Origin of the sequence: Chthoniobacter flavus Ellin428 (assembly GCF_000173075.1) — a bacterium.
GTDB classification, from domain to species: Bacteria; Verrucomicrobiota; Verrucomicrobiia; order Chthoniobacterales; family Chthoniobacteraceae; genus Chthoniobacter; species Chthoniobacter flavus.
In genome coordinates this window covers 18,975-44,096 of record NZ_ABVL01000030.1, presented here as the reverse complement: position 1 = coordinate 44,096, position 25,122 = coordinate 18,975, and the positions used below count along the sequence as shown (strand labels likewise).

The 25,122-nt window shown below is 60.4% G+C and carries 25 protein-coding genes, 1 tRNA gene and 4 pseudogenes; 20 read left to right on the top strand and 10 right to left on the bottom strand.

Going from position 1 to position 25,122, the window contains the following annotated elements; all coding sequences use genetic code 11:
• Window positions 1–19: 19 nt before the first annotated feature.
• Window positions 20–1,265, bottom strand: a pseudogene (hmpA, locus tag CFE428DRAFT_RS28620) (NO-inducible flavohemoprotein).
• A gap of 110 nt (window positions 1,266–1,375) precedes the next feature.
• Between hmpA and CFE428DRAFT_RS28615 the strand changes: the two are divergent.
• The 6 genes from CFE428DRAFT_RS28615 (at window position 1,376) to CFE428DRAFT_RS40110 (ending at window position 5,824) form a co-directional block, all read left to right on the top strand.
• Complete coding sequence (locus CFE428DRAFT_RS28615) at window positions 1,376–1,837, top strand: RrF2 family transcriptional regulator (protein WP_006983203.1); 462 nt, start codon at window positions 1,376–1,378, stop codon at window positions 1,835–1,837.
• Window positions 1,834–3,072, top strand: coding sequence for an NnrS family protein (locus CFE428DRAFT_RS28610; RefSeq protein WP_006983202.1), 1,239 nt, complete (start codon window positions 1,834–1,836; stop codon window positions 3,070–3,072). The genes CFE428DRAFT_RS28615 and CFE428DRAFT_RS28610 overlap by 4 nt, the downstream gene beginning before the upstream one ends.
• Window positions 3,073–3,165: 93 nt before the next feature.
• Window positions 3,166–4,188 (top strand): sensor histidine kinase, encoded by a 1,023-nt coding sequence (locus tag CFE428DRAFT_RS28605; RefSeq protein ID WP_006983201.1) that lies wholly within the window; start codon window positions 3,166–3,168, stop codon window positions 4,186–4,188.
• Window positions 4,185–4,898 (top strand): response regulator transcription factor, encoded by a 714-nt coding sequence (locus tag CFE428DRAFT_RS28600; protein ID WP_006983200.1) that lies wholly within the window; start codon window positions 4,185–4,187, stop codon window positions 4,896–4,898. Before CFE428DRAFT_RS28605 ends, CFE428DRAFT_RS28600 begins: the two co-directional genes overlap by 4 nt.
• Window positions 4,899–5,015: 117 nt before the next feature.
• The gene (locus tag CFE428DRAFT_RS34655; protein ID WP_006983199.1) at window positions 5,016–5,507 is read left to right on the top strand and encodes a response regulator; all 492 of its coding nucleotides are present in this window, start codon (window positions 5,016–5,018) and stop codon (window positions 5,505–5,507) included.
• 179 nt (window positions 5,508–5,686) lie between these two features.
• Entirely contained in the window at window positions 5,687–5,824 is a 138-nt protein-coding gene (locus CFE428DRAFT_RS40110) for a hypothetical protein (RefSeq protein WP_006983198.1), read from the top strand.
• A gap of 5 nt (window positions 5,825–5,829) precedes the next feature.
• On the opposite strand, the gene CFE428DRAFT_RS28590 is transcribed toward CFE428DRAFT_RS40110, so the two are convergent.
• On the bottom strand, window positions 5,830–7,077 hold the full coding sequence (locus CFE428DRAFT_RS28590; RefSeq protein ID WP_006983197.1) for a hypothetical protein: 1,248 nt from the start codon (window positions 7,075–7,077) through the stop codon (window positions 5,830–5,832).
• 265 nt (window positions 7,078–7,342) lie between these two features.
• Between CFE428DRAFT_RS28590 and CFE428DRAFT_RS28585 the strand changes: the two are divergent.
• The 7 genes and pseudogenes from CFE428DRAFT_RS28585 to CFE428DRAFT_RS28550 all read left to right on the top strand — a co-directional run bounded on the left by CFE428DRAFT_RS28585 (window position 7,343) and on the right by CFE428DRAFT_RS28550 (window position 12,642).
• Window positions 7,343–9,062 (top strand): annotated as a pseudogene (locus tag CFE428DRAFT_RS28585) (sodium:solute symporter family protein).
• Between the two features lie 6 nt (window positions 9,063–9,068).
• The gene (locus tag CFE428DRAFT_RS28580) at window positions 9,069–9,308 is read left to right on the top strand and encodes a hypothetical protein (protein ID WP_006983194.1); all 240 of its coding nucleotides are present in this window, start codon (window positions 9,069–9,071) and stop codon (window positions 9,306–9,308) included.
• 429 nt (window positions 9,309–9,737) lie between these two features.
• Window positions 9,738–10,070: a PadR family transcriptional regulator gene (locus CFE428DRAFT_RS28570; RefSeq protein ID WP_006983193.1), complete on the top strand. Its 333-nt coding sequence runs from the start codon at window positions 9,738–9,740 to the stop codon at window positions 10,068–10,070.
• Between the two features lie 18 nt (window positions 10,071–10,088).
• Complete coding sequence (locus CFE428DRAFT_RS28565) at window positions 10,089–10,544, top strand: hypothetical protein (protein WP_006983192.1); 456 nt, start codon at window positions 10,089–10,091, stop codon at window positions 10,542–10,544.
• Window positions 10,545–10,572: 28 nt separating this feature from the next.
• A complete protein-coding gene (locus CFE428DRAFT_RS28560; RefSeq protein ID WP_006983191.1) occupies window positions 10,573–10,893 on the top strand; it encodes a hypothetical protein in 321 nt (106 codons plus the stop codon).
• Between the two features lie 18 nt (window positions 10,894–10,911).
• Window positions 10,912–11,709: a transporter gene (locus CFE428DRAFT_RS28555; RefSeq protein ID WP_006983190.1), complete on the top strand. Its 798-nt coding sequence runs from the start codon at window positions 10,912–10,914 to the stop codon at window positions 11,707–11,709.
• Window positions 11,710–11,778: 69 nt separating this feature from the next.
• Complete coding sequence (locus CFE428DRAFT_RS28550; protein ID WP_006983189.1) at window positions 11,779–12,642, top strand: transporter; 864 nt, start codon at window positions 11,779–11,781, stop codon at window positions 12,640–12,642.
• 114 nt (window positions 12,643–12,756) lie between these two features.
• Here the strand turns inward: CFE428DRAFT_RS28550 and CFE428DRAFT_RS28545 are convergent, their stop codons facing one another.
• The 5 genes and pseudogenes from CFE428DRAFT_RS28545 to kaiC form a co-directional block, all read right to left on the bottom strand.
• Window positions 12,757–14,091 (bottom strand): hybrid sensor histidine kinase/response regulator, encoded by a 1,335-nt coding sequence (locus CFE428DRAFT_RS28545; RefSeq protein WP_006983188.1) that lies wholly within the window; start codon window positions 14,089–14,091, stop codon window positions 12,757–12,759.
• A 43-nt stretch (window positions 14,092–14,134) separates the two neighbouring features.
• Window positions 14,135–14,227, bottom strand: a pseudogene (locus CFE428DRAFT_RS41435) (hypothetical protein); the annotation flags it as partial.
• A gap of 374 nt (window positions 14,228–14,601) precedes the next feature.
• The gene (locus CFE428DRAFT_RS28540; RefSeq protein WP_006983187.1) at window positions 14,602–15,027 is read right to left on the bottom strand and encodes a circadian clock KaiB family protein; all 426 of its coding nucleotides are present in this window, start codon (window positions 15,025–15,027) and stop codon (window positions 14,602–14,604) included.
• A gap of 17 nt (window positions 15,028–15,044) precedes the next feature.
• Window positions 15,045–15,374, bottom strand: a complete 330-nt coding sequence (locus CFE428DRAFT_RS28535; protein ID WP_042726005.1) for a circadian clock KaiB family protein — start codon at window positions 15,372–15,374, stop codon at window positions 15,045–15,047.
• Between the two features lie 138 nt (window positions 15,375–15,512).
• Window positions 15,513–17,259 (bottom strand): annotated as a pseudogene (kaiC, locus tag CFE428DRAFT_RS28530) (circadian clock protein KaiC).
• Between the two features lie 206 nt (window positions 17,260–17,465).
• Here kaiC and CFE428DRAFT_RS28525 point away from each other — a divergent pair.
• Window positions 17,466–18,779: an acyltransferase family protein gene (locus CFE428DRAFT_RS28525; RefSeq protein WP_006983183.1), complete on the top strand. Its 1,314-nt coding sequence runs from the start codon at window positions 17,466–17,468 to the stop codon at window positions 18,777–18,779.
• Between the two features lie 153 nt (window positions 18,780–18,932).
• Here CFE428DRAFT_RS28525 and pabB read toward each other — a convergent pair whose 3' ends face one another.
• Window positions 18,933–20,222: an aminodeoxychorismate synthase component I gene (gene pabB / locus CFE428DRAFT_RS28520; protein ID WP_049975780.1), complete on the bottom strand. Its 1,290-nt coding sequence runs from the start codon at window positions 20,220–20,222 to the stop codon at window positions 18,933–18,935.
• A 23-nt stretch (window positions 20,223–20,245) separates the two neighbouring features.
• Here pabB and CFE428DRAFT_RS28515 point away from each other — a divergent pair, with 23 nt between their 5' ends.
• From CFE428DRAFT_RS28515 to CFE428DRAFT_RS28495, 5 genes are all read left to right on the top strand, one after another.
• Window positions 20,246–20,815: a hypothetical protein gene (locus CFE428DRAFT_RS28515; RefSeq protein ID WP_131989454.1), complete on the top strand. Its 570-nt coding sequence runs from the start codon at window positions 20,246–20,248 to the stop codon at window positions 20,813–20,815.
• 68 nt (window positions 20,816–20,883) lie between these two features.
• A tRNA-Glu gene (locus tag CFE428DRAFT_RS28510) sits at window positions 20,884–20,959 on the top strand.
• A 627-nt stretch (window positions 20,960–21,586) separates the two neighbouring features.
• Window positions 21,587–21,799: a hypothetical protein gene (locus tag CFE428DRAFT_RS28505; protein ID WP_131989455.1), complete on the top strand. Its 213-nt coding sequence runs from the start codon at window positions 21,587–21,589 to the stop codon at window positions 21,797–21,799.
• A 13-nt stretch (window positions 21,800–21,812) separates the two neighbouring features.
• Entirely contained in the window at window positions 21,813–22,079 is a 267-nt protein-coding gene (locus tag CFE428DRAFT_RS28500; RefSeq protein ID WP_006983179.1) for a LexA family protein, read from the top strand.
• The gene (locus tag CFE428DRAFT_RS28495) at window positions 22,076–22,642 is read left to right on the top strand and encodes a hypothetical protein (protein ID WP_006983178.1); all 567 of its coding nucleotides are present in this window, start codon (window positions 22,076–22,078) and stop codon (window positions 22,640–22,642) included. The genes CFE428DRAFT_RS28500 and CFE428DRAFT_RS28495 overlap by 4 nt, the downstream gene beginning before the upstream one ends.
• Window positions 22,643–23,005: 363 nt before the next feature.
• Here CFE428DRAFT_RS28495 and CFE428DRAFT_RS28490 read toward each other — a convergent pair whose 3' ends face one another.
• Window positions 23,006–23,917: a hypothetical protein gene (locus CFE428DRAFT_RS28490; RefSeq protein ID WP_006983176.1), complete on the bottom strand. Its 912-nt coding sequence runs from the start codon at window positions 23,915–23,917 to the stop codon at window positions 23,006–23,008.
• Between the two features lie 265 nt (window positions 23,918–24,182).
• On the opposite strand from CFE428DRAFT_RS28490, the gene CFE428DRAFT_RS28485 reads away from it, so the two are divergent.
• Window positions 24,183–24,770: a DUF4202 domain-containing protein gene (locus CFE428DRAFT_RS28485; protein WP_042725993.1), complete on the top strand. Its 588-nt coding sequence runs from the start codon at window positions 24,183–24,185 to the stop codon at window positions 24,768–24,770.
• Window positions 24,771–24,809: 39 nt separating this feature from the next.
• Here CFE428DRAFT_RS28485 and nirD read toward each other — a convergent pair whose 3' ends face one another.
• Window positions 24,810–25,118: a nitrite reductase small subunit NirD gene (gene nirD / locus CFE428DRAFT_RS28480; RefSeq protein ID WP_006983174.1), complete on the bottom strand. Its 309-nt coding sequence runs from the start codon at window positions 25,116–25,118 to the stop codon at window positions 24,810–24,812.
• Between the last annotated feature and the right edge of the window lie 4 nt (window positions 25,119–25,122).

Below are 25,122 nucleotides of genomic sequence, written 5' to 3'. Positions count from 1 at the left end.
CAGAGAGAAGGAGATGAAGTTACACGGGACATGTGGCTGGCTTTTGCAATCCCTGGCGCGGGCCGAAAAACTCGAGATGCACCTGGGTGGCGGGGATGCCCCATTCGAGGAGCTGATGGTAGATATTTACCATAAACGGCTTCGGGCCGCAGAAATAATAATCCGCGTCACGGCTCGGGATGAGCGACTCGATGAGCGGACCATCCACGAAACCTTCGCTATCGAAGCCGTTCGTGGCGCGGTCGCCATCGGTGGCTTCGCTATAGCGGGTGTGCACTTTCAGATTTTTGCGACTAGCGGCGAGGTCGCGCAGCGTGTTCTTGAAGGCGTGCGTTCGGCCATTCAGCGCCGCGTGGATGAAATAGATTTCGCGATCCGGCGTCACTTCCAGCGCGCTGAGGAGCATGCTCATTGTCGGTGTGATACCCACGCCGCCCGAGATCAGCACGAGCGGACGCTGATGTTTCTCCGTGAGATCGAGGAAGAATTCGCCGCACGGCGGTCCGACTTCCAGCGAGTCACCGACGTTCACACCCTGGTGCAGGAAATTGGAAACAAAGCCGTCGGGCGTGCCGGCTTCCGGACCGGTCTCGCGTTTCACGCTGATGCGGAAATGCGGCTGGCCGGGTTTATCGGAAAGGCTGTAATTGCGCATGGTCGTGTGGCCACAGGGACTCGGCACGCGCAGGGTGATGTATTGGCCGGGCATGAATGCCGGCACCGCGCCGCCTTCCTGCGGCTCGAGATAAAAGGAGGTGATCACTTCGCTTTCCATTTCCTTGCGCGCGACGCGGAATTTCTTGAACCCTGCCCAGCCATTCGGCGCGATCTGGTGCTGATGATAAATCTCGCGTTCGCGACCAATGAGGATATTCGCGAGGAAGCCGTAGGCCTCGCTCCAGGCCTGGATCACGCCATCAGTCGCGCCTTTCCCCGAGCACTTCGCGAATCGAGGCCAGCAGATTCTCGCCGACGATGGGGTAATGTTCCGGCTGGATCTGAAGTGAGGCATGCTTTTGCGCGATGAGCTCGACGGCGCCGCCGAGCACCTCGAGATTGTCGATGTTCGCGGCATAGGCGCAGATCGCGGCGGCAAGGGCTTTCTGCTGCGAGCCTTTTTCCTGGTTGGTGCGGTTGAACAACGGACCGACTTCCGGGTTTTTCTCGAACATCCGCTTGTAGAAATGGCGGGTGAGCAACTCTCCATGTTGTTCGAGGATGGGAGCGGTGGCTTTGACGGTGGCGATGGTTTGATCGGTTAACATGTGGGTTTGTAGTTGCTCAACCCGTTAAATAGGTATTTATTATACCTATTCAAGAAAAATCCGGTCTCCGCTACCGTTTCTTTCTTTTCCGCGTTCGCCGCCCGCACGTAATGCAACTTACCACCCACTCCGATTACGCCCTCCGTTTGCTGATCTACCTCACCAGCCACAGCACTCGCAAGGTGAGCACCCGCGAGGTCGCCGATGCCTATGGCATTTCGCTGAACCATCTCACCAAAGTGGCGAAGTCGCTGACCAAGGCGGGCTGGCTGCTCGCCGCTCGCGGCGGCGGTGGTGGCTTGACGCTGGCGCCCCACACCCGGGAGGCACGCGTCGGCGAGATCGTGCGCTATACTGAATACACCTGCGACGTCGCGGAATGTTTCGACGCCAAAGCGAACACCTGTCCAATCACCAGCGTCTGCCGGCTCAAACCGCTTCTTTACCGGGCACAGAAGGCGTTCTTCGATGTGCTGGACACCGCCACCATCGAGGACATCGCGCGCAACCCGGGGGAGCTGAACGCGATCTTTGAAAGTCCACGCCCGAAGCAAAAGGTCCGGGCGAAATGACATCCGGCCAGCCCAGCGGCGGGAAGCCGAAGTTCTTCGAAATGTGTCTCGCGGAACCCTTCCGCATTTTCTTCCCGTTGGCCACCCTGCTCGGCATGTCCGGCGTTTCGCTGTGGCCGCTCTTTTTCTCGGGCCTGCACAAGTTCTATCCGGGCATGATGCATGCACGGTTGATGATCGAAGGCTTTCTCGCCGGGTTCGTCATTGGCTTTCTCGGCACCGCGCTACCGCGGCTGCTCTCCGCGCCAGCTTTGCGCCCCTGGGAATTGCGTCTCTCGCTCTTGCTTTATGTGCTCACCGCCGGTCTGCACATCGGTGAGCAACCCCGACTGGGCGACTGCACTTTCATCGTCCTCATGTTGTTTTTCGGCGCGTGCCTGCTGCGGCGCATCCATGCCCGAACGGAACTTCCGCCGCCCGGGTTCGTGCTCGTGGCCTTTGGCTATCTCAGCGGACTCGTCGGACCAGTGTTGTGGTTGTGCGGACTGCAGGGTTGGATTCCCGGCAGGTGGCTGTTGTTCGGCGGCATGCTGCTGAACCAGGCCTTCGTGCTCTTCCTCCTGCTCGGTGTCGGCACCTTCCTTCTCCCGCGTTTTCTTCGCCTGCGCGATATCCGCACGATGGCCGAGGAGCGCACCGCTTCGGCCGGTTGGCGGTGGCGCGCCGTTTTCTCAGCGCTCACCGCTATCCTCTTTCTCGTCAGCTATTGGCTGGAAGCGCACAATCCCATGGCACCGGCTCCCGCGTGGCTGCGCAGCCTCGCCGCCATCGTCTATCTCGGCACAATGGTGCCGTTTCAGCGTCAATCGTTCCCGATCCGCACCGCACCGCTCGCCATCCAAATGGCCCTGCTGTCCGTGCTCGCCGGTTTGCTCTTCCCGCTCTTTTGGCCCACGCAACACCTCGCCGGCCTGCACATCGTCTTTCTCGGCGGTTTCAGCCTCATTAGTTTCACCGTCGCCACGCGGGTGATCCTCGGACATTCCGGCCACGAAGCGCTTTTCGACACGCGCCTGCCGTCGCTGCAGATCACCACGCTCTTGCTCCTCCTGGGTACGGCGATGCGCGCGTTTGGGGACTTCTCGCCGGCGCGTCCTCATTGGCTGAGCCATGCGAGCTACGTGTGGCTGGTGGCGGCAGCGGTCTGGGCGTTCAACATCCTGCCGAAGGTGCGGATTCCCGATCCCGACAGCGACCTCTCCTGCTCGGCCCGCCGGCGGCGCGCGGCTTCCTGACATTTTTCCTCACACAACGCGGAAAACTTCATCCGCCATCCCGGGTTGAATCAGGCCGCACCTTGCCGTGAGGTATAAGGTACGATTGGTTGCATGAAGCCCCAACCCAGAGCCAGTTCCTCCGTCGCCACCGCGGCCATCGCCATGGTCACCGTGGCCATCATCGGCTGGATCGATTACCTCACCGGCGAGTACTCTCTCGCAGTGTTTTATCTCGGGCCCATCTGTTTTGCGGCCTGGCGGGCGGGACGGTCCGTCGGCCACTTCATCGCGCTGTTCAGCGTCGCGGCCTGGGTCCTCAGCGATTTCGGCATGGGGCGCGTCTATGGCCATCCCCTCATGCCTTACTGGAATGCAGCCATTCTGGCCGCCATTTATGGCATCGTCGTCCATCTCCTCTGCGCGCTGCATGCCTTGCAGATGGAGCTCGAGGCGCGCGTCGCGCAACGCACCTCCGCGCTCGCCAACGCCAACGTGGAACTCAAGGCCATGGAGCGCGAGGTCATGGAGATCACCGAACGCGAACGCCAGCGCATCGGGGAAGACTTGCACGACAGTCTTGGCCAGAAGCTAACCGCCGCCTCGCTCACCGCCAATGCGCTCGTTCTCGAATCGACCACGGCGGAACTCACCTCACTGGCCGAAGGCCTCGGCCGCCAATTGCGCGAAGCGATCGCCGAAACGCGCACCCTTTCCCATGGCCTTGCTCCCGTTTCCCTGCAGGATGATGGGCTCATGCACGCCCTGCACGCCCTGGCCGATTCCACTACCCAGGCCGTCGGTGTGCGTTGCGTTTTCGATTGCCCGGCACCCGTGCCGGTGACGAATTCCACGATCGCCTTCCAATTTTACCGCATTGCCCAGGAAGCAGTGAACAATGCCGTGAAGCACGCCACCGCCAGCGAGATCCGCATCGGCCTCGAGCGACACGGAGAGACGATCACGGTGGAAGTGGAAGACGATGGCACGGGGTTGCCGGAGCCGGTCCCCGCGAGCAAAGGCATCGGCCTGCGGGTGATGCGCCACCGCACCCAGCTCATCAGTGGCACGCTGGAAATCGGCTCTTCTCCCGCCGGCGGCACGCGCGTTTCCTGCCGCGCCCAATCTCCTTTATGAACGAATCGAAAAGCAAAAAGCCGAGCCCGTCTCCGGCAAAGTATCGGCTGCTTTTCGTCGACGACCATCCGGTGGTGCTCGACGGCTATTCCCTCATGCTCAAGTCCCAGCCCGACCTGGACATCTGCGGCCTGGCGACGAACGCCGGCGATGCGGTGCAACTCTTCGAGAAGGAACACCCTGACCTCGTGGTGATGGATCTGAATCTTCCCGGCCGCAGCGGGCTCGATCTCGTCAAGGACCTCCTCGCGCTGGAGCCATCTGCCCGGGTACTCGTCTGCTCGATGCACGACGAAATGCTCTACGCCGAGCGTTCGCTCCGCGCCGGCGCCAAAGGCTATGTCACCAAGGACTGCTCCGCGGCTCTCCTGCTCACCGCGATCCGGCGGGTGCTCGGCGGCAACATTCACGTGAGCGAACGACTGGCCGTGCGCGTCCTGGAAGCATTTGCCGGCGCGCGGCCGCGCGGCTCGCACTCGCCCTTGGAAAAGCTCAGCGACCGCGAATTCGAAGTCTTCGTGCTCTTCGGCGAAGGGAAGACGGCCAAGGAAATCGGCGCCAAGCTCAACCTCAGCCCGAAGACGGTTTCGGTGCATCGGGATCACATCAAGCAGAAGATGGAATTTGGCACGAGTGCCGAGATGATCCGCCAGGCCGTGCGCTGGGTGGAGTCGCAGCCGGTGAAGGGGGAGCAGAATTCCTCCGGGTAGCGTCGTTGTTCGCACGACAGAGCATAGGCGCAACGCCTATGCGTAATCGGACCCGCGGGCGATGCCGCGGCCGCAACAGGCGTGGAATGGGTGGGTTGAACAAGAAAAACGCATTCCATGAACCAAAGGCTTTCCCAATCCCCGGTTACGGCTCATCCGACGCCGGCCCTTCCCGCCTCGCCCAACCCGCCCGCGCGCATCTTGATCGTGGATGACGATCACCTGCTGTGCGGATTGCATTCCCTCGTTCTCGAGCGGCACGGCTATGACACCGTGACCGCCGAAAACGGCGAAGACGCGTTGACTCAATTGTCCTTCGGACACTTCGATCTCATGATCACCGATCGCTCGATGCCAGTCCTCGACGGCGCCAGCCTGGTGCTCGCGTTGCGCTCCGCGGGCAGCCGCATTCCGGTGATCATGATTTCCGGTTCGCTCGCACTGTCGCCTTTGCCGCCGGCCGTGGCCCGCGAGGTCAATATCGCGCTACTCAAACCGGCGCACCCGAAAGAAATCGTCGAAGCAGTCGCGCAAGTGCTCAAGACGCATCCAACATGCGGAAGCCGGAGTCCGGCATTCAATTCCTCAGCGCCCATCGTGCGCTTCTAACCTGCCGAATCGGCGACCCCGATGCTTCGCGATCATCCAAAGTGGCGTACCGCGAGAGGAGCGGTCGCCGGCATGCTCTCGCATATGGTGGGACCGGTCCCCTTCGAGTGGCTCGCGGCCCTCTGTTACCGCCTTTTACCTCGCGCGAACCGAAGCCGGATGCCGAACGACAGCCAACCATGAAAATGTCGTCGGCTAAAAATGGCCGCATCCGGCGGCCCAAGCGCATCTCGGTCAGCGAGATTCTGCGGGCAGCCTATCGGAAATTCTCGCGGGATAAGTTCACCCGCCGCGCCGCGACCCTTCTTTCCCGTTAGACGCCTTACTTGGTCGAAAGCACTTCCGTGCGGAAGCCGATGTTGCGCTGTTTCAGCTCCTGGGAAAGACGATCGGAAAGGCGTCCATCGGTCCAAAGAGCGAGGCCGGTGATGTGGTCATGCGCCCGATCCAGCGCGGCAAACTCTTCCGTCCGACGCGCGGTGCGTTCCGCCCAGATCGCATAGTCGAGCGACACCGGCACCACGAGCACACCATCGCGATCGATTGCGGCGATGAGGCCATTTTGCGTCTGAATACTGCGGAGCGGCGCCGTCGTGGCGTGGTATTTGGCCAGGATCTGCGCCACGCGCTGGAAATAAAACGCGTCTTCGGCGGTCAGGGCGCGCACCGCAGTCGTCAAAAACGACGAAGGATTCACGCCGATCCGACTCAACGCATCGGTGATGATCGTTTCATGCCATGGCGAAAACCACGGGTGCATGAGAAATTCGTCGGCGAGTTCGCGATCCACGCCCAGCGCGAAGAGCTTCTTCCGATTGATGATCCGCAGATCTTCCGGCGTGGAATTCGTCAGCGTATCCTTCAGCGTCTCATTTGCCCCGACGACCGTGAGCGCAGCTCCCGCACCGCCCGTGGCAAAGGAAGTGGCCACATTCAGCACCAAGCCACCGCCTGCGGTCGCCTGGGCGGCTCTGGTCAATTGACGCTGCAACTCCTCGTTCGTGCTGTATGGGCTGACGCCGAGTTTGGCGGCCAGTTGGACCTTGGCCTTCGTAATGCCGAGAACGCCGGCCAATCCCTTATCCTCGCTCTTGCTCCCACCACCTTTCATGCCCTCACCGATGCGCCCGAAAAAACGCGATGCGCCCTTGGGCACATTTTTGATCGTGCCGAAGGGGTCGCTCAAAATTTGCCCGGCGCTTTCGATCTTCGCCTTGCCCGCATTGGCCAGCGCCTTGCCAAATTCATCGCTGCTGCTCACTCCCTGCAGGTAGTCGATGGCATAAATCTCCCGGATGCGCTCAGTCAGCGCCGGCGTGCCAGTGATTTCCTGCACCCCCGATGGCGTGTCCAGGTAGTAAATATTACGCAACCCATCGTTCGTGGCCAGCGGGCGCACCCGGTGCAGGCGTCCATTCAGCAAATTCTCCGGCACGAAATCCTTCGTATTCACCGTATCCGGAATTTCAAAGGTGCTTTCAAATTTGGCGAGAAAGGCCGCGTCATCGTTTTGCGCCTGCAAAGTGCAGGCAGCGAGAATGAGGCCAGCGAGGATGGGAAGAGGTTTCATAGGGTGGGATGAGTAGGAAACTTGGGTGCTTCAGAAAATGATGCCAGCGGAAAGCTCGAAACCGTGCGTGAGGACGTCGTTCCATCCTCCATGCCGAACATCGTAGATGCGATAAGTCATCTCGAAGAGAAAGGATGTCAGCCTGGCCTCAAAAGGCGAGCTTTCATTGACCAGCGTTGGAAGGAAACCCGACCCGATCGTTGCAATCGGATTCCTCCCTACTGTAACTTCCGGCCGCGGGATCACCGTCCCTCACCAACCCCCAATGCAACCGATTCATCTCGACTGGATCGACATCGCCATCCTTGTCGTCTACTTCGCCTTCGTTCTCGGAATCGGTTTCGTGCTCAAGCGTTACATGCGTTCGAGCAACGATTTCTTTCTCTCCGGCCGTTCCATCCCCGCGTGGGTCGCAGGCCTGGCTTTTCTCTCGGCCAATCTGGGCGCCCAGGAAGTCATCGGGATGGCGGCGTCGGGCGCCAAGTACGGCATCATGACCAGCCATTTCTATTGGGTGGGAGCCATCCCGGCGATGGTCTTCGTGGCTATCTTCATGATGCCGTTTTATTACGGCTCCAAAGCCCGGTCGGTGCCCGAGTATCTCAAGCTGCGTTTCGATGAAAAGACGCGGGCGCTGAATGCCGTGACCTTCGCCGTGATGACGGTTTTCTCCTCCGGAATTTCCATGTATGCCATGGCGCTCCTGCTGAATCTCATCCTGGGTTGGGATTTCAGCGTCAGCGTCTGGCTGTCAGCCGGCATCGTGTTGCTCTACATCTCGTTGGGGAGGCCTGACCTCGGCGATCTACAACGAAGTCATGCAGTTCTTTCTCATCGTGGCCGGCTTCGCTCCGCTCGTCTATCTGGGGCTGCGCGATGTGGGCGGCTGGAGCGGATTGACCGCGCGCCTCGCGGAAGTCTCGACCGCTCAGGGCTACGCGCCTGGCGCCTTTTCACACTCGTGGCAGTTCATGGGTAGCGCCACATCGAATCCCATGGGGGTGGAATGGCTCGCCATGCTCATGGGTCTCGGGTTCGTTCTTTCCTTTGGCTATTGGTGTACCGACTTCCTCGTGATGCAGCGCGCGATGGCCGCGGAATCCATGATGGCCGCGCGACGCACTCCGCTCGTGGCCGCCGTGCCCAAGATGCTGTTTCCCTTTCTCGTCATTCTGCCGGGGATGATCGCCATCGCGCTCACCCAACACCATGGCGCGAGCACCTTTTCCCTGCCGGCCAAGCCGGACGGCTCGCTGAACTACGACCTCGTGATCCCGCTCATGCTCCGGCATTATTTCCCCTCGGGCATCCTGGGGCTGGGGCTGACGGCGCTCATGGCTTCCTTCATGTCCGGCATGGCCGGCAACGTCACCGCGTTCAACACCGTCTGGACCTATGACATCTACCAGGCCTATCTGCGTCCGAAAGCCAGCGATGCTGCGCTGCTGTGGATGGGGCGCGCGGCGACGGTGGTGGGCATCACGATCAGCGTGGGCGCCGCCTATTTCGCAGCGCATTTCAATAACATCATGGACCTGCTCCAGTTGGTCTTTGCTTTCGTCAATGCCCCGCTTTTCGCCACGTTCCTGCTCGGCATGTTCTGGCGACGGGCCACAGGGCATGGCGCATTCTGGGGCCTGATCAGTGGCATCTTGGCCGCCGCCGTCCATCATGGACTTACTCAACCGCACGGCGCCACGACGCTGGTCAAGGGCGGCTGGCTGGGGCATGTCTGGCGCACTTACCCAAGCGAGATGGCGCAGAATTTCTGGACGGCCATCTTTGCCTGGGCCGTCTGTTTTCTGGTCACGATCCTGATCTCGCTGGTCACCCGCCAGCAGAAATCCGACACGGAGCTCACCGGCTTGGTTTCCTCGCTGACCCCACGGGCCAGTGAGGAACACGTCGTCTGGTATCAGCGGCCAGCCACCATGGGCGTCCTGGTCCTGGTGTTAGCGTTGATCCTCAACGTCATCTTCTGGTAACCTGTCATGAGTTTCTTCGATCTCCGTCGTCCTCTCGGATGGCTTTTCCTCATCCTCGGTATCCTTTTGGAAATCGCCGGCCTGCATCCCGCGCCCACTTCGGAAGGCATTTCGCCAGGCGTGAACATCAATCTTCTGTGGGGTGCAGTGATGGTCGCGTTCGGACTCATCTGTCTCTGGCTCGCCCACCGCCAAAAGCGCAAACACCGGCACGCCAACCCGACCGCCTCGAGAGAAAATCTTTAGGCGGAAACGATTGCTGAAAACCATTGTCGGTTAATCGACCGCGGGAAAACTCCGCCGTCATGCAGCGCTGTGCAGGAAGGCGCGAAGCGCTCCAAAAAAGCCTGTCATCCTGAGCGAAGCGGGGAAGCATGGGCGGAGTCGAAGGACCTCAAATATCCGTGGGGTTTCGCGCGGAGCTTCCACCATGTGCGCAATGCCATCCGCCCGCTCTTCTCTCCACCTTCGCCCGCGGATGTTGGAGGTCCTTCGGCTGCGTTCGGTCGTTACACTCCCTCTCTTCGCTCAGGATGACAGGCTTTTTTGGAACGCTACGCGTATCTGTGCCCGGCGTCCATTGTTCAAGAGCCTTCCTTTGCCGAAAACCGAAATATTCCTTGCCGCGCCGAAAACGTTTTCGGTATGCACGGATTTCGTAATCGAAATTCGATAATGGATTCCATCGACAAACCCCTCCAGCGCGTGCTCGCCGGTTTCATCCGGATGCACGTCCTCCATCATGCCGAGGAGGGCGATTTGTGCGGCAACTGGATGATCGAGGAACTCCGGCATCACGGTTATAAGATCAGCGCCGGCACGCTTTACCCCATGCTGCGCACGATGGAGAAAGACGGCTGGATCAAAGGTCGCGACGCCAGCGACGGAACGCGCCGACGTCTCTACCGGATTACGCCCAAAGGCCGCGTGGCCTTGAAGGAAGTCCGCGCGCGTTTGCAGGAACTCTTCCACGAAGTCGGAGCCCAAGGCCGACGAAAAAAAACTTAGCCAACCATCCCTCCCCCTATGACTGAAATCATCCTCATGGCCCACGTCCTTTTCGGCGTGGCCTGCCTTATCACCGCTGTCTGGCTGTTTGTGGACGTTCTCAATGTCAACGAGATCAATCTGGCCCGCATCCGCCGGACCAGCCTGGGCGCCGCCGTTTTCATGTGGCTGGCCTTTCTCATTGGCGGCTACTGGTATGTCACCTCTTACAAGGTGGACAAAGCGATCATCCTCAAGGGTCCGTGGCCATTCGCGCATAACATGGTCATGGAAACCAAGGAGCACCTCGTGATTCTGCTCCTTCTCGTGGCCACTTATCTCCCAATCGTCGCCAGCGAAAATCTCGCGAAGAGCAAGGATGCGCGCAAACTCATGCTCTGGGTCACGGCGGCCATCGCCGTGCTGGCCCTGGCCATGGACGGCGAGGGCGCCATCATCTCCATGGGCGTGAAGGTCGCCCTCATGCATCACTAACTCTTTCTCCCCCAACTGGAAAACCGCCATGGAAAACACCACTCTCTCCAAACGCACCGTTTCCTTCGGCCTCGCACTCGCCGCGGCCTGCGTCATCAATGCCATCATCGTCGTCGTGAAGGAAAAGAGCGACGCCGTGATGGGCGCCATGAAGAAAGTCCTCGGCCATCACTGGACCACCCATAGCGCCCTCATCGTCGTGCTCTTTCTCGTGTTAGGCGGACTATTAGGCATGGCTCGGGGCGGCCGCGGGATTGCCATCACCACCAGCCGGTTCATTACCACGTTGGTCTCCGCCATCGGCGCCGCGGCGCTGATCATTATCGGCTTCTATTTGTTCGTCGACTGATCGCCAACACACCCACCTATGCTTCCTTCTACCCAACGCTTTCCCCTTCTCACCGGCCTCGCGATTCTGACCGCGTCGCTCGCCGGCACCGCTCACGCCGGACCGCCCTTCGTCACGGACGATCCCGAACCGGTGGAATACCGCCACTGGGAAGTGATGCTCGCCACCCAGCAATTTCACAATGCCGATGGCTGGTCCGGCACCGCGCCGCATCTCGAGATCAACTACGGCGTCATCCCCGACGTCCAACTCCACGTCATCACCCCGCTGGCCTACAACAAAGCGCCCGGCGAACCCGCCCACTTCGGCATCGGCAACATCGAGCTCGGCGTGAAATATCGCTTCCTTCACGAGACCGATAGCATCCCGCAGGTCGGCTTCTTCCCACTCGTCGAAGTGCCCACGATGAATCGCGCCGAAGGCTTGAGCACGGAGAAAGCCCAGGTCTTTCTGCCGATCTGGCTGCAGAAGAAATTCGGTAACTGGACGACCTACGGTGGCGGCGGCTACTGGTTCAACCCCGGCCCGGGCAATCGCGACTACTGGTATGCCGGCTGGGAAGTGCAGCGCAAAATCACCGAGTCCTTCACGGCGGGCATGGAAATCCAATTCCGCACCCCGGACAGCGTCGATGGCCATACCTCGACCGCGCTCAACGCCGGTGGCATCTGGGACCTTTCGGATACCTATCACATCCTCTTTTCCGCCGGCCACACCGTCCAGGGTCCGTCGGAATTCCAAGGCTATCTCGCCTTCCAAATCACCTTTGGGCCGAAGGAGGAGAAGGACGATAAAGACGGCAAGTCGAAGAAATAACGGGAGAGCCGCGTAGCGCCAGACGCGATTAATCGCGACGGCCCGCGCACAATACGCGCGCATTGACCTATGCCATCGATTCTGGGTTGCCGGTCGAATCCGCAAGTGGACTCGACGGGCTTCCTCGCTCTGGCTATTAACCCGCACGACATGCCGCGACCGAAACTCCGTTCCTGCTTTTTCATTGGCCTCGCGCTCTTCGCGCTCGTCCGGACTGCGCAGGCCGGCCCGCCGTTTCTAACCGATGATCCTGAGCCGGTGGACTACCGTCACTGGGAAATCATCCTGGCGACACAGCAATTCCGCGACGTGGGCGGCTGGTCCGGGACGAGCCCGCACATGGAGATCAATTATGGTGTGGTCCCCGACGTGCAACTGCACCTGCTCGTGTCGAACACCTACAACAACGCGCCGGGCGAACCCGCCCATTTCGGCTACGGCGATACGGAGCTCGGCGTCAAATACCGCTTCCTGCACGAAACTGATCACCGCCCGGAAATTGCGATTTACCCGGCCATCGAGTTGCCCACCGGAAACCGAAACGAAGATTTGGGCAATGGCAAGGCGCAGGTCTATCTCCCGGTTTGGTTGCAGAAAAACTTCGGTGATTGGGCGACCTACGGCGGCGGTGGTTACTGGTTCAATCCTGGTCCCGGCAACCGCGACTACTTGTTTCTGGGCTGGGAAGTGCAACGCAAGATCACCAAGAACTTCACCGCCGGTATGGAAATCCAGTTTCACACCCCTAGCGGGGAAGGCCTGGGCACCTCGACCGTGCTCAATGCCGGCGGCACCCTGGACCTCTCTGACACCTATCATATTCTCTTTTCAGCCGGGCACTCGGTGCAGGGCCAATCACAATTTCAAGGTTATCTGGGCCTGCAAATCACTTTTGGTCCGAAGGACGGGAAGGACGACAAACTTAAGAAGTAAGGCGTTTTCCGTCTGAACACGTTCTTTCCGCACCGCCGGCGCGGTGCCCTCCAACGCTTCTTTAAATGGGTGGATCTTTGTTGCGGCTCAGCGTTTAAATCCCTACCACCGCCCTCAGCGGGCAACCGCGACCTTTTCCAAGGTCGTCGCAATCAACTCGGTCAGGCGATCGAGCTGAATCGGCTTGGTAAGGTGATGGACGAACCCAGCGTCGCGGCTGCGATTGACGTCTTCCTCCATGCCGTAACCGCTGACCGCAATTCCCAGCAGCCCGTGCCGGTCCCGCAATAGCGCCATCAATTCATTGCCCGTCATATCCGGCAACCCGAGGTCGCTGATCACGAGATCGAACTGCGCCGCGCCAGCGGCGGCGAGCGCTTCTTCCGCCGAAGTGGCTGCCGTCACCTTGTAACCACGCCGTTCGAGCAGGCGCTGCAAAGTGGTCCGGGTATCCATGTGATCTTCCACGATCAAGATTTCCAGCCCGCGGCGAGACTCCAACACTCCGTCCGCAGCCGCCGGTCGAACCGGTTTCGACACGGCGCCATTCCGGAGGGGAAGCGTCACCGTGAAAACCGCGCCGCTTCCCGGACCGTCGCTGCGGCCATAAATCGTTCCTCCGTGCGCCTCGACGATGGAGCGACTAATCGTGAGCCCAAGCCCCAGCCCGCCGAACTGCCGCGTAATGCCGCGGCCGCTCTGCTCGAAAGCCTGAAACAGTTTCGACTCCGCTTCGGGCTCGAAGCCGATGCCCGTATCGCGCACTTCAAATTGCAACATCCCGCCATCCAGGTTTTCGCTCGTCACGTTGATCGTCCCGCCGGTCGGCGTAAACTTCACCGCGTTGCGCAAGAGATTCCAAAGCACCTGCTGCAGCCGCACTGCATCGCCGACGGAGCCAGTCTGCTGGGCGTGCAAGTGCAAGACGAGCCGCTGCTGCTTGGCATCGATCGCCGGGCGACAAATCTCCACCGCGCGAGCGAGGATCGCGTGCAGGTCGACCGCCGCAGTATGCAGCTCGAGTTTGCCGTTGGCGATGCGCGTCAGATCGAGCAAGTCATCGATCAAGCGCGTTTCCAGCTCGATGTTACGCCGGATCATCGCGAGTTCGGCGCGGACAAATTCGGGCAGGCCTTCCTCACGCTCCAAGGCGAGCAAAGACATGAGTGCCGGAGTGAGCGGCGTACGCAACTCGTGGCTCAACGCCGCGAGAAAACTGTCCTTGGCCACGTTGGCCCGCTCGGCCACTTCCTTCGCCATCCGCAGTTCCTCCTGCCCGCGCTGCAGCGAAAGGTCCGTCACCACGAGGCAAATGACGATCTGATCCTCCTGCGGCAACACACTCGCAGCCAGGTGGACCGGCAACACACTGCCCTCCCCGCACTGCAACTGGCACTCGTGCTTCACGACATCGTGACCGTCCCGGATCACGCTCGAGATCACCGTCACGGGCCGACTCGGGCAGGTGGTCGGCGGCGTGTGAACCGATGACCCGCTCCAACGGCATTTTCAGCATCCCGGCAAAACGCTGGTTGGCATACAGGATCACACCATCGGCGGAAATGGTGACCGCTCCTTCCTGCATGTGCTCGACGTAAACGCGGTAGGGCTGCTCGACGCTGCTCAAGCTGTAGACCTGGCTGCCATTCGGACCGCTGACCACCACGGCATCCACTTCGCCGGTGCGGATGGCATCGAGCGTTTCCTGCGCTTCTCGCAGGCGGTCTCGCACCCGATCCAATTCCTCCTGGCTCACCCAGTGTCCGCCCGCTCCCGCCGGCCCCTCCGTGGCCTGTTTCTTTTTCGCCACCGGTGTTTTCTTCGCCGAACGAGAAGGCGTCTTCCGGCTCGGCTTTTTCGATGGCTGCTTCCGCTTCGCCGCGCTCGACGGCCGGTGCGCGGAGGCTTTTTTAGCTCCGCGTGTCGCTTTCACCGGCGGCTTCTTTTTGAGGCGCGTTTTCACAGCTTCGCCCAATGAGTTTCGGTGGATTTCGGCCGATCGCCACCACCGGCCAGGTTCAGTCCGACGATGACCTTGTCGCGGTCCGAAAGATCGCCGATGAGGCGCTTGACCGGCGTGGGCAATTCTTTGATCAGCGTGGGGGCGGCAATCACTTGATCCTTCGCTGCCTCACTCGGCTGCTGGTAAATGTCCACCACTTCCAGGTCGTAGCGCCCGGGGAGATATTCCTCGCAAAGCGAGCGCACATTCGCCACCGCATGGCTCGAGCGCACGGTGCTGCCGGTGACATACAGCCGCAGCACGAACCGCTGGCCATTCGCGGCCTGTCGCAAAAGCTTTTCAAACTCCGCGGAAGAATCGATCGGCGCACGCTTTGGCCCGGACTTTTTCGCAGGCTTTTTAACCGTTTTTTTGGCACCCATGGCGTGCATCCTCCAATTCAACCTTCCACGGCAGCCAGGTCGATGCCGACCAGCACACGTTCGATATTCGACAAATCGCCGACCACGCGCTTGATCGGCTCCGGCAATTTACGCACGAGTGTGGGGAGGGCGATGATTTGGTCGCTCTGCGCCAGTTGGGGATGGCTGACGAGGTCGACCACTTCGATGAGATAACGTCCCGGCAGGCGTTCCTCACACAGGCGCTTGAGATTGGCAAAGGCGGTCAGCGAACGCGGCGTCTGGCCGGCAACGTAGAGCCGGAGGTTCCACCGTTCCTCGGCCGTTTTGCCGGTCTTGCCGGCCTGACCACCCGCTGGTCGCTTCAGCCCCGATTTGGAGGGCTTGCTCCGGGTCGTCTTCGCCGGGCCGGCGGGCTTTTTCCCGGTCGCGGCGGTGGACGCGGATTTCTTCCTGGCCGCGGCTTTGGCTTTGGAGGTGGGCGGCTTGGCTTTGGTAGCTTTCATTTAGGCCTTCTTTCCGTTGCTTTTGGTCGATCGACGGCTTTTCGCCATGGCCGCACGCTCCACAGCGAGGAGGTCGCTGTGCAACTTCGCGCTCAGGGCAGCTCTTTCAAATTCTTCTTCTTCGGACTTGAATTGGGCACGCAGCGCCTCGACCTGCGCCTCAATCGCCTTGCGGCGGTGTTCGAGCGCCATTTGCTTGCGCTCCGACTCTTCCTTGACCATCCGAATCTCCGCCTCGTCGCGTGCCTCCTGGCTGAGCCGCGCCGAACCCGTGAGCACCCCGGAGGGCCCAAGATACGCGGGGCCGGAGTCGAATGCCCCTGGAGGTAATGAGAAATTCGCGCACCTGGTTCGAATGCGCCATACCGCGGGATTTCAGGACGTAAAGCGCGCGATTTCGCTCGCCCCCGAGTTCGATGTCACGCACCAGCAGCCAGGTATCGACCAGCGAACTCATCCCCTCGTCGGTCATTTCCGTCGAAGCGCTGCCGGCCGAAGCCAGCGAGACGAAAAAGGCGGTGATCTGCTTCTTCCGCAGGAAGTCGATCAACCGCACGAGCATGCTGGTGGAGTCATCGAGGGATCCCGCTGACTGGAGGTTCGAAATCGGATCGACGATCACCACCTTGGGCTGAAAGGCTTCGATCATCTTGTGCATCTTCACCAAGTGCATCTCGAGCCCGTGCATGGTCGGTCGCGCGGAATGAAATTGGAGCAGGTGGCGATCGACATGCGGCTGAAGATGGATGCCCACGGATCGCATGTTGCGCACGATCTGCGCGGGTGATTCCTCGAAAGAAAAATACATGCAGCGTTCGCCGCGCTGGCAGGCCGCCTCCGCGAGGTGCGCCGCCACACTGCTCTTGCCGGTCCCGGCGGTGCCGGTGACCATGACGGTGCTGCCGCGGAAATAACCCTTTCCATCCAGCATGTCGTCCAGTTCGGCAATCCCGCTGGAAATCCGCGCATTCGAGACAGGATAGTCCATGCCCGAGGCGGTGATCGGCAGGACGGAGATGCCCTGTTCATCGATGAGGAACGGATACTCGTTCGTCCCGTGGGTAGAGCCGCGATACTTCACGACACGCATGCGACGCGTGGAGATCTGGCCGGTGACGCGGTGGTCCAGCAGGATCACACAGTCCGACACATATTCTTCCAATCCCTGGCGGGTGAGGCTGCCATCCCCACGTTCCCCGGTGATAACCGTCGTGAGGTTCCGGTCCTTCAGCCAGCCAAAGAGCCGCCGCAGCTCGGAACGCAGGATCGCCTGGTTGGAAAAGCCGGAGAACAGCGTCTCGATGGTATCGAGCATCACGCGCTTCGCTCCGACGGTATGGATGGCATGCGCAAGGCGGACGAAAATTCCCTCGAGATCGTACTCGCCGTTTTCGTCAATCTCGGCGCGATCGACGCGGACGAAGTCGATATAAAGCTTCTTCTGCGCGATCAGTTTCTCCACGTCGAACCCCAGCGACGCCACGTTCTTCCGGATGTCGTCCTCCGTTTCCTCAAAAGTCATGAGCACGCCCGGCTCTCCGTACTGGACCGCGCCCCGGATGAGGAACTCGACGCCGAAAAGGGACTTACCGCAACCGGCGGAGCCGCACACCAGAGTCGGCCGTCCCTCCGGCACGCCACCCAAGGTCACTTCGTCGAACCCCGCGATCCCTGTCGGAGCCTTCTTCAATTGAGCAAGGGGACGCGGTTTGGAACGGGAAACGGCTGGGGGGCGCTTGGCGTGCATCGACGGTTTCATTCTGGCTTGGTCTCCGCGCTTTCGTCAACGTGGGCGTAGGTGGATGTATGTAGTTTTGCGGGATGGGCAAAATCGCCGCGTTGCAGCCCAACTAGCATCGCGAAAGCGGGCGCCGATTTCGCTGGTTGCCAGCGAAAGTAAGCGGCGGCACATTGAGCGCTCGCCCGCCCAAGTCCCATCCGTCCCCCCTCCCCGTGTCTGACCACGCCCGAATCTTTGCCAAGGCGAACCTCGATGCCGCCAGCGGCGCCAGTCTCGAGGAAGTAGCCCAGATTCCCTCTCCGAACGTCCCGGTCTCACCGGAGACCGGCCAACCCGCCGGGCGGCTCGTCTCCCTGGACGCCTTGCGCGGGTTCGACATGTTTTGGATCGTGGGCGCCGGCGCGGTCATCCAGTCGCTCGATAAGATGTGCCGCACCCCGTTTACCGCGGGGCTCGCCTGGCAGTTCAAACACGTCCACTGGAAAGGGCTCCACTGTTACGACGTCATCTTTCCGCTGTTCCTGTTCATCATCGGCATCTCGATCGTCTTCTCGCTCGACAAGGCGCTCGCGACCGGAGGGAAGGCCCAGGTCCTCACGCGCGTGGCGCGCCGCAGCGTGCTGCTCTTCGCTCTGGGCGTACTCTATTATGGCGGGTTCATGAAGCCCTGGCCGAATGTGCAACTCGGCGGGGTGCTGCCGCGCATTGCGCTGTGCTACCTGGCGGCGGCGCTCATCTACACTTTCATCCGCAGCACGCGCGGGCTGCTCGCGGCTGCGGCGGCATTGCTCATCGGCTATTGGGCGCTGCTGGCTTTTGTCCCTTTCCCAGATCTGCAATTGCGCAAGCCGGTGGTGGAGGAAATCGCCGAGCGGATCGGCTCGGATTCACCCGCGGCCATTGCCGCCGCCGTCCCGGAACGCGTCCATGGCCTTTACGAGGAATATCGCAACCTGGCCAACTACGTCGACTTTCTCTACATGCCCGGCCGGAAGGCGCAGTTCTATTTCATCAACGAAGGCCTGCTCAGCACGATCCCTTCGATCGCCCTCTCGCTTTTCGGCGCCGTGGCCGGGCTGCTGCTGAAAAACCAAAAAGTCCTGCCGCGGCGAAAGATTGCCTGGCTGGTGGGAGCGGGCGTGGCGTTCATCGTTCTTGGCCGCGTCTGGGCCATCGACCTCCCATTGATCAAGCGCATCTGGACCTCGTCTTTTATCCTCGTGGCCACCGGCTGGAGCGCGCTGATGCTCGCGCTCTTTTATTACATCGTCGACGTGAAGCAGTGGCGCAAATGGTGCCAGCCTTTCATCTGGATTGGCTGCAACGCGCTCACCGTCTACGTGGCCGCGCAGGTGCTGAATTTCGACACCATGGCCGAGCGCTTTGCCGGCGGCGATGTGCAGGACTTCTTTGACACGCACATCGCCTCCGGCTGCGGTGATCTGGTAATCGACTTGATCAGTCTCAGCATCGCCATCTTCTTCGCACGGTTCCTATACCAGCGGAAGATTTTCCTGCGGGTGTGAAGGGGGCAGTTGATAGTGGATAGTTGAGGGTTGATAGCCGCCGGTGGTTTGCGAAGGGGAAGACAGAACACCCGACATTCAATCAACGATGACGTTCGGTCCCATCCATTGGATGTTGGGCGTTGGATGTTCGATGTTGGATGTTTGCGAAGTCTAAGCTTCGCCAAAGCGCTCCGCCGCGAGTAAAATTCCCGCCGCCTTATCCAGCGTTTCCTGCCATTCCTTCTCCGGCACGGAATCCGCGACGATGCCGGCACCGACATGGAAATGCGCGCTGCCGCTCTCCACGATGACCGAGCGGATGGCGATATTGAACTGGCTCTCACCGTTGAACCCAAACCAGCCAAGCGCTCCGGTGTAAATGCCGCGCGGCTCCGGCTCGAGTTCAGCGATGATTTCGCAGGCGCGCTTCTTGGGGGCGCCGGTGATCGAGCCACCCGGAAAACAAGCGCGGAGAGCAGCGACATGATCGATCTCCTCGCGCAGACGCCCCTCGACCGTGGAAACCAAATGAAACACGTGCTCGTAGCTCTCGAGCTTGAGCAGTTCCTTCACCTGCACGCTGCCGTATTCGCAGATCGTCCCCAGGTCGTTCCGCTCCAGGTCGGTGATCATCACCAACTCGGCAGTTTCCTTCGGTGAACAGCGCAGATCGTACGCCGAAAGCGCATCCGCGGTCGCCTCCCCCCGGCGCGGGCGCGTACCCTTGATGGGACGCGTGCGGATGGCGCGACCGGAAATTTTCAGGAACGATTCCGGTGACGTGGAAAGGATCGCCCGGCCATCGAGGTCGAGGAACGCCCCGTAAGGCGCGGGCGAGTAATGGCGGAGCGATTCGTACAAAGCGAAGGCGTCTCCCTCCCAATCCGCGACGAAGCGATGCGCGAGGTTGACCTGATAGATATCGCCGGCCGCGATATACTCCTGCGCGCGCGCGACGCGTTGGCAATAGGTCTCGCGGGCCATTTGCGGAACGAAAACCGGGCCACTCCCTTGCGGTACGTCGTCACCGGGACGCAAACGCGAAGCGAAATCGCCCACCTCGTACCAGCGCTGTTCCGCGTGGCGGAAAATGAGCACGTCCTCGTAAATGCCAAAACAGTAGGTGCCGTCGTATTCCGCGAAACCGGCGGCCAAGCCGGCCGGCAATCCATCGTCGCAATGCGGCCCCCCCGCGCGGCGCCCCACCGCTTCCTGCAACGCCCCCCAATTGCCGCCATCGCCACGAATGACCTCGCGCGGTTCGGCCGTCACGATCGAAAGACGATCCGCCTCGCCCCCCTCCAGCGCCGTATCGAAGAAGACGCGCCCGGGCAGATGCCCGCAGGCAGCGGCCACTTCGGCGGGCGTGAGATCCAGCGCCAAAGGCCGTGGCGCGCGGGCAAGAATCGGCATGTCCTCCGCTTGCGGGAGAATGCCGCTCTTTTCAAATGAAAAATTCACGCTACCGTGCCCCTTTCATCGCCATGAAGAAACTGACGACACCCCTGCTTGCCACGCTTTTCGCGCTTTCCGCCGCCGGCCGCCTCACCGCTGCCGACCCGGACAGTGCGTTCGGCCTGGCGCCCTCAGCCGCGCCGCAGCTTCCCCAGGTGAACCCCGCCCCTGCTCCCGCGCCCGCCACCTCCCTGCCGCTCATTCCGGAAGCCCCGCAGCAGTCCTTGGAAAAACCCACGAACCCGGCCGCTACCGCCACGGGAGATGCCGCGACGAAAGCGGCCAAGTCCTTGGGCGACAAGACCGCCGCGGAGGAGGATAAGCTGAAGAAAAAGATCGCTCTCCAGCAGGCCAAGACAAAGGCCGCGCGTGACCCGGAGCTCCAGGCCATCTACAAGCAGGCCCTCGCCGCCCCTACTGATTTCGAACAGCGCAAACTCTTCATCGATTACTACAACGGCCTCGTCGACCGCATGGCGAAGTTCAACCCGAAACTGGCCAAGGAAGAGGTCGCTGCGCTCAGATCTCAGTATACCGGCCGCTTCTTCCAGACGCGGATCGCCCCGACGATCGATCCCGCCACCTTCCGCAAGCAATAATCCGCCAACCGCGGAAATAGCAGTTGTGCAGTCGGGGAAGTATGTCTACTTTCCGGCCCCTCACCCACGGCGCATTCGTCTAGAGGCCTAGGACACAGCCCTCTCAAGGCTGGTACACGGGTTCGAATCCCGTATGCGCTGCCAGACCGCGCAGCGGCTGGCGAGCAGACGGGATGAGAACGCAGTTCGACTGCTTAACGCGAAGCGTCACTCCAATTCGCCGGAGGCGCACTCCGCAGAGCCGTATGGGACGTGGCGGCAATCCCGTATGCGCTGCCAGACCGCGCAGCGCGGCGGCAAGCGTTACTCATTGGCGCATGCCTTGGTACTCATCGACAACGCGCTTTAAAAATGCAACCTTCTGGCTGTTTTGCACCGATCTCCTTCGATTCGGATCATCAAGATTGACGGTCTTATCCAGTGATCTGTGAATCACTATTAATCGCTATCGGGGAGGAGGGGGGCGGAGAGCAGAAAGTCGATGGTTGATAGTTGATAGACCACCGCTTGGCCGCTGTTGTGTCCGCTCCGCGGTGTTTGGGTACCTATGGGCCTTTCACCTGCGTTGATGCCCGCTTCACGAGCGAATCCATAGTCAGGAGTTGGCCCTGATTACCGACACTTTTTTGCCAATACATCCGCCGAAACCGCGCACCGAATTTCATGCGAGATGCGTGAATTCAAGCGCCCTGGCGACGTCGTTACCAGGAGCGGCGCATGCGCAACCCCGAGGAGAGGTGTCTGAAATGCAAGCTCTCGCCGACAGCGCTCGTGCCCTCCAGGGCTCAGCACGGAGATCGACGAGTTCACCGTGTCCTTTCCCTGGCTCCCGAACTATTCGCCCGCTTCACCGAAGCCGCCCGCTTTTTCGGCGGCGATCAATGGACCACCAAGCACGAGCAAGAACTCGATCAATTCCTCGTCCCGCTGTTCTGGACGAAGGTGATTCCTCACATCAATAATCCCCTCAACGAACCTGATTAGGCTCGCGGAAACGATGAACCTCACTTTTACCGAACGTCAAGGACAGTTCCTTGCCTACATTCACCAATACAGTCTAGTGAACGGCTGCACCCCGGCGGAAGCGGATATGCAGCGGTTTTTCCAGATCACACCGCCGAGCGTGCATTCGATGGTGCTCACGCTGGAGCGGCGCGGCTTCATCCGCCGAGTGGCGGGACAGGCTCGCAGCATCACTCTGGCCATCGCGCCTGAATCCTTGCCCTCATTGCTACGCGTTCAACCCACCTCAGGCCAAACATGAAAACCACCGGCAAGAAACCCGGCGAATGGAGCGCCATCCGCCAGCATCTCGCCACGTGGGAGAAGCCCGCGTTGCTGGCTTTGGTGAAAGACCTTTACGAAGCGGCTGCTGAGAATCGTCACTTCCTCCTCGCTCGATGTCAGGCCGAAGAAAGCGGCGGCCTGGCCGTGGAGAAATATCGGCAGAAGATCGTGGAGCAATTCTTTCCCCGCCGGCGCCTCATGGGGGAACTCAAGCTGGGCGAGGCTCGCAAGGCCATCCGCGACTACCGCAAGGCCACCGGCAACACCGCCGGCACGGCGGAATTGCTGATGACGTATGTCGAGAATGGCGCGGAATTCACCGCCCAGTTTGGGAATATTGACCAGCGGTTTTACAGCAGCATCGAATCAGCCCTGGAAGAGTTGGCCGTCCTCCTGCGCGGCGAGGCGCGGCCCCTGTATCCGCAATTTGCAGATCGGCTGGCTCGCATTGAGGAGCGAACCGCTGGCATCGGCTGGGGCTTTCACGATTTCATTTCCGATGTCGTCCGCCAATTGGCTGAAGAACTCGGAGGAGCGTAATGAGCGGCAGTTTGGCGGGATCTACTTCCCTTTCAACAGCTCGGCCGTTGCAGCGGCGTGAGCGAGCGCCAGAACCTCGTCTGTGCGCGCGGCGTGGTCGCCGCTTGGAGCGCCACGCGGCCCTGCAAATGTTCGAGGGTTGGCGCATTCGTTGTGCGCTTCTTCAGGCGACCGATGGCCAGTTCTATATCGAATCTCTTTCAGAATCTCGGATCTGAATCACACCACCCGCCCGCACCCGTATGGATGTCTAGAGCGGCATCGTGATGCGATCATGAAGCTGGCCAGCTCTATGCCGTCTGCAGGCATCTGAGTCGCCGTCTCGAATCGGGACGAGGTGTTGTTTCCTGAGTGCCCCTTCCGCTAATGGGAATGAATACCACTGTAGGAATAGTTTGCTGCCGTCTGCCACGCGATCTCTTGCAAGTTCCTGGCGAACTTTTCATCCCACGCTGGTCGGTTGGCTTTTTTCAGCTTGTCCGTGACAGGTAATCCAATGGGGCTCTGGCCGTAGAGGACAGCAAAGTGCAAGTATGTATTGAGCGCCTCCAGTGGCGGTGAAGGGTGGGCCGGGTTTACGAAGAGTTCGCTTTGACTATTTAAGCCAGGCATCTCTTTTCTGAATATCTTGGTTCGCAAAACCACTAGGGCCTGAGCGGTTGGCACCAGAGTCATTATCCGCCTGTTTTTGCCATACTTTCTGTTGATCTCATCGGCCTGTGCTTGCCCCGCTTGAATGTTGCGCTCGTAGAGTCTCTGGAGTTGCTCAGGAGTTTTGTTGCGGTCCACATTTTCCCACGCCCCCCTGGGAAAATCTTGGTTGTCCGTATCACCTCCGCCCCAGGAAAGCTGAACGACAAACCGCATGTTGGGATTGTGCTGCAATCCCAGCCTCACGAAGTTCTCGACGCCCTCGTCGGGAAATTGAATGGGCGACATCACGAACACGTCCACATTGCCCGTTAGCAGGGCTTGTTTGGCCTGATTCGGTTCGGGCTTGTCCCAGTGCTGCAACGTTCTGGATGCACCGATAGCTTGGACGCCTGTCACTTCATGGCCCCGAATCCCCGCTGCTACGGCCATTTCGGCAAGGGGCTGCGGCACATACCACATCAGGCTATGTGAGACATAGAAGACACGCTGGCCCTTGGGCACCACGGCGGGAAGTCCGAGTTGTTGAGCGAAGGCACCGTGGAGAGTAAACGCGGCTGTAACGAAGCCGAGTTGGCGTAGAAAGTGGCGGCGGGTCGGAGCTGAAGAGTCGTAGATGGACATAAGTTGGTTGGACTGGGGACAGGAAGAGGTTCGAAGTTTTCGAACGGTGCATTGTCCGCCCACTTCTCGTTCATCCCCAATACCGAATTGGTTGAGCGGTCATGCCTTTGCGGCATAATGACCTCTACATGGAACTTCGCCATTTTCGATATTTCCTCGCCGTTGGTGATGCTTTGAGCTTCACCAAGGCTGCTGCCCGGCTGGGTGCGGTTCATTGACCGCGAAAGCGCTCGTCCTGCCTCTCTAAATTGCGTAGGCCGATGCAATGAACTACGGCCCTCGATTTGACGAAGCGTTGCGCAGATTCGATCACGAAAACGCGTGCGATCCACACCTAGTGATCTTCGATGGCGCTTCGCTGCCATACGAATTGCTCTACTCGAAATGGATCACTGATTGGGTGCGGCGTTTGTGCTCATCGCCCTCCGAAGCTTTGCTGCTGGCTGCGCGCTGCCAACACATTTGCCGATGGGTAATACCGCGAAAATCCTACCCGATGACGCGCGCTGGCTACCTACAGTGGCGCGCGGAATTGAAACAGTTCCACGCGGCGAAATCCGCCGGGATACTTCGCGAAGTCGGCTATACGGAAGACTTGGTGGAACGCGTCCAGGAGCTGAATCTAAAAAAGAATCTGGCGCACGATCCCGAATGCCAGGTGCTCGAAGACGCGCTTTGTCTGGTGACGTTGCAACATCAGCTCACCGAACTGATCGACAAAACCGAGGGCGAAAAAATGGTCAGCATCCTGCAAAAGACGTGGAAGAAGATGTCACCCGCAGCACGGGAACAGGCCCTCGCGCTGCAATTCTCCGAACGCGAGAAGGAATTGCTCCAACGCGCCCTGGCTTGAGTCCGGTTGCCTCCGCCGGCGCGCCGATGAACCGGAGGCTCACACGGTCAGAACGATATCTCCATCCAGTTCGCGCACGGTGTAAACCTTCACGCACTCGTCAGCCTCGCTGCCGGCTCCGCTGGCCAGGTCGAACTTGTGCGAGTGCAGCGGGCAGATGACTTTGCCGGCGCCGATCACGCCTTCCGAAAGGGTGCCGTTGCGGTGCGGACAGCGGTTCTGGATGGCGAAGAGGTGACCGCTGCGCTGGCGGAAGACGGCGATTTCTTCGTCGCCGACGAGGTAGCAGCGACCATGGCCGAGCGCAATGTTTTCGATGCTGCCGAGATTGATGGTGGTGGTGCTCATGGGA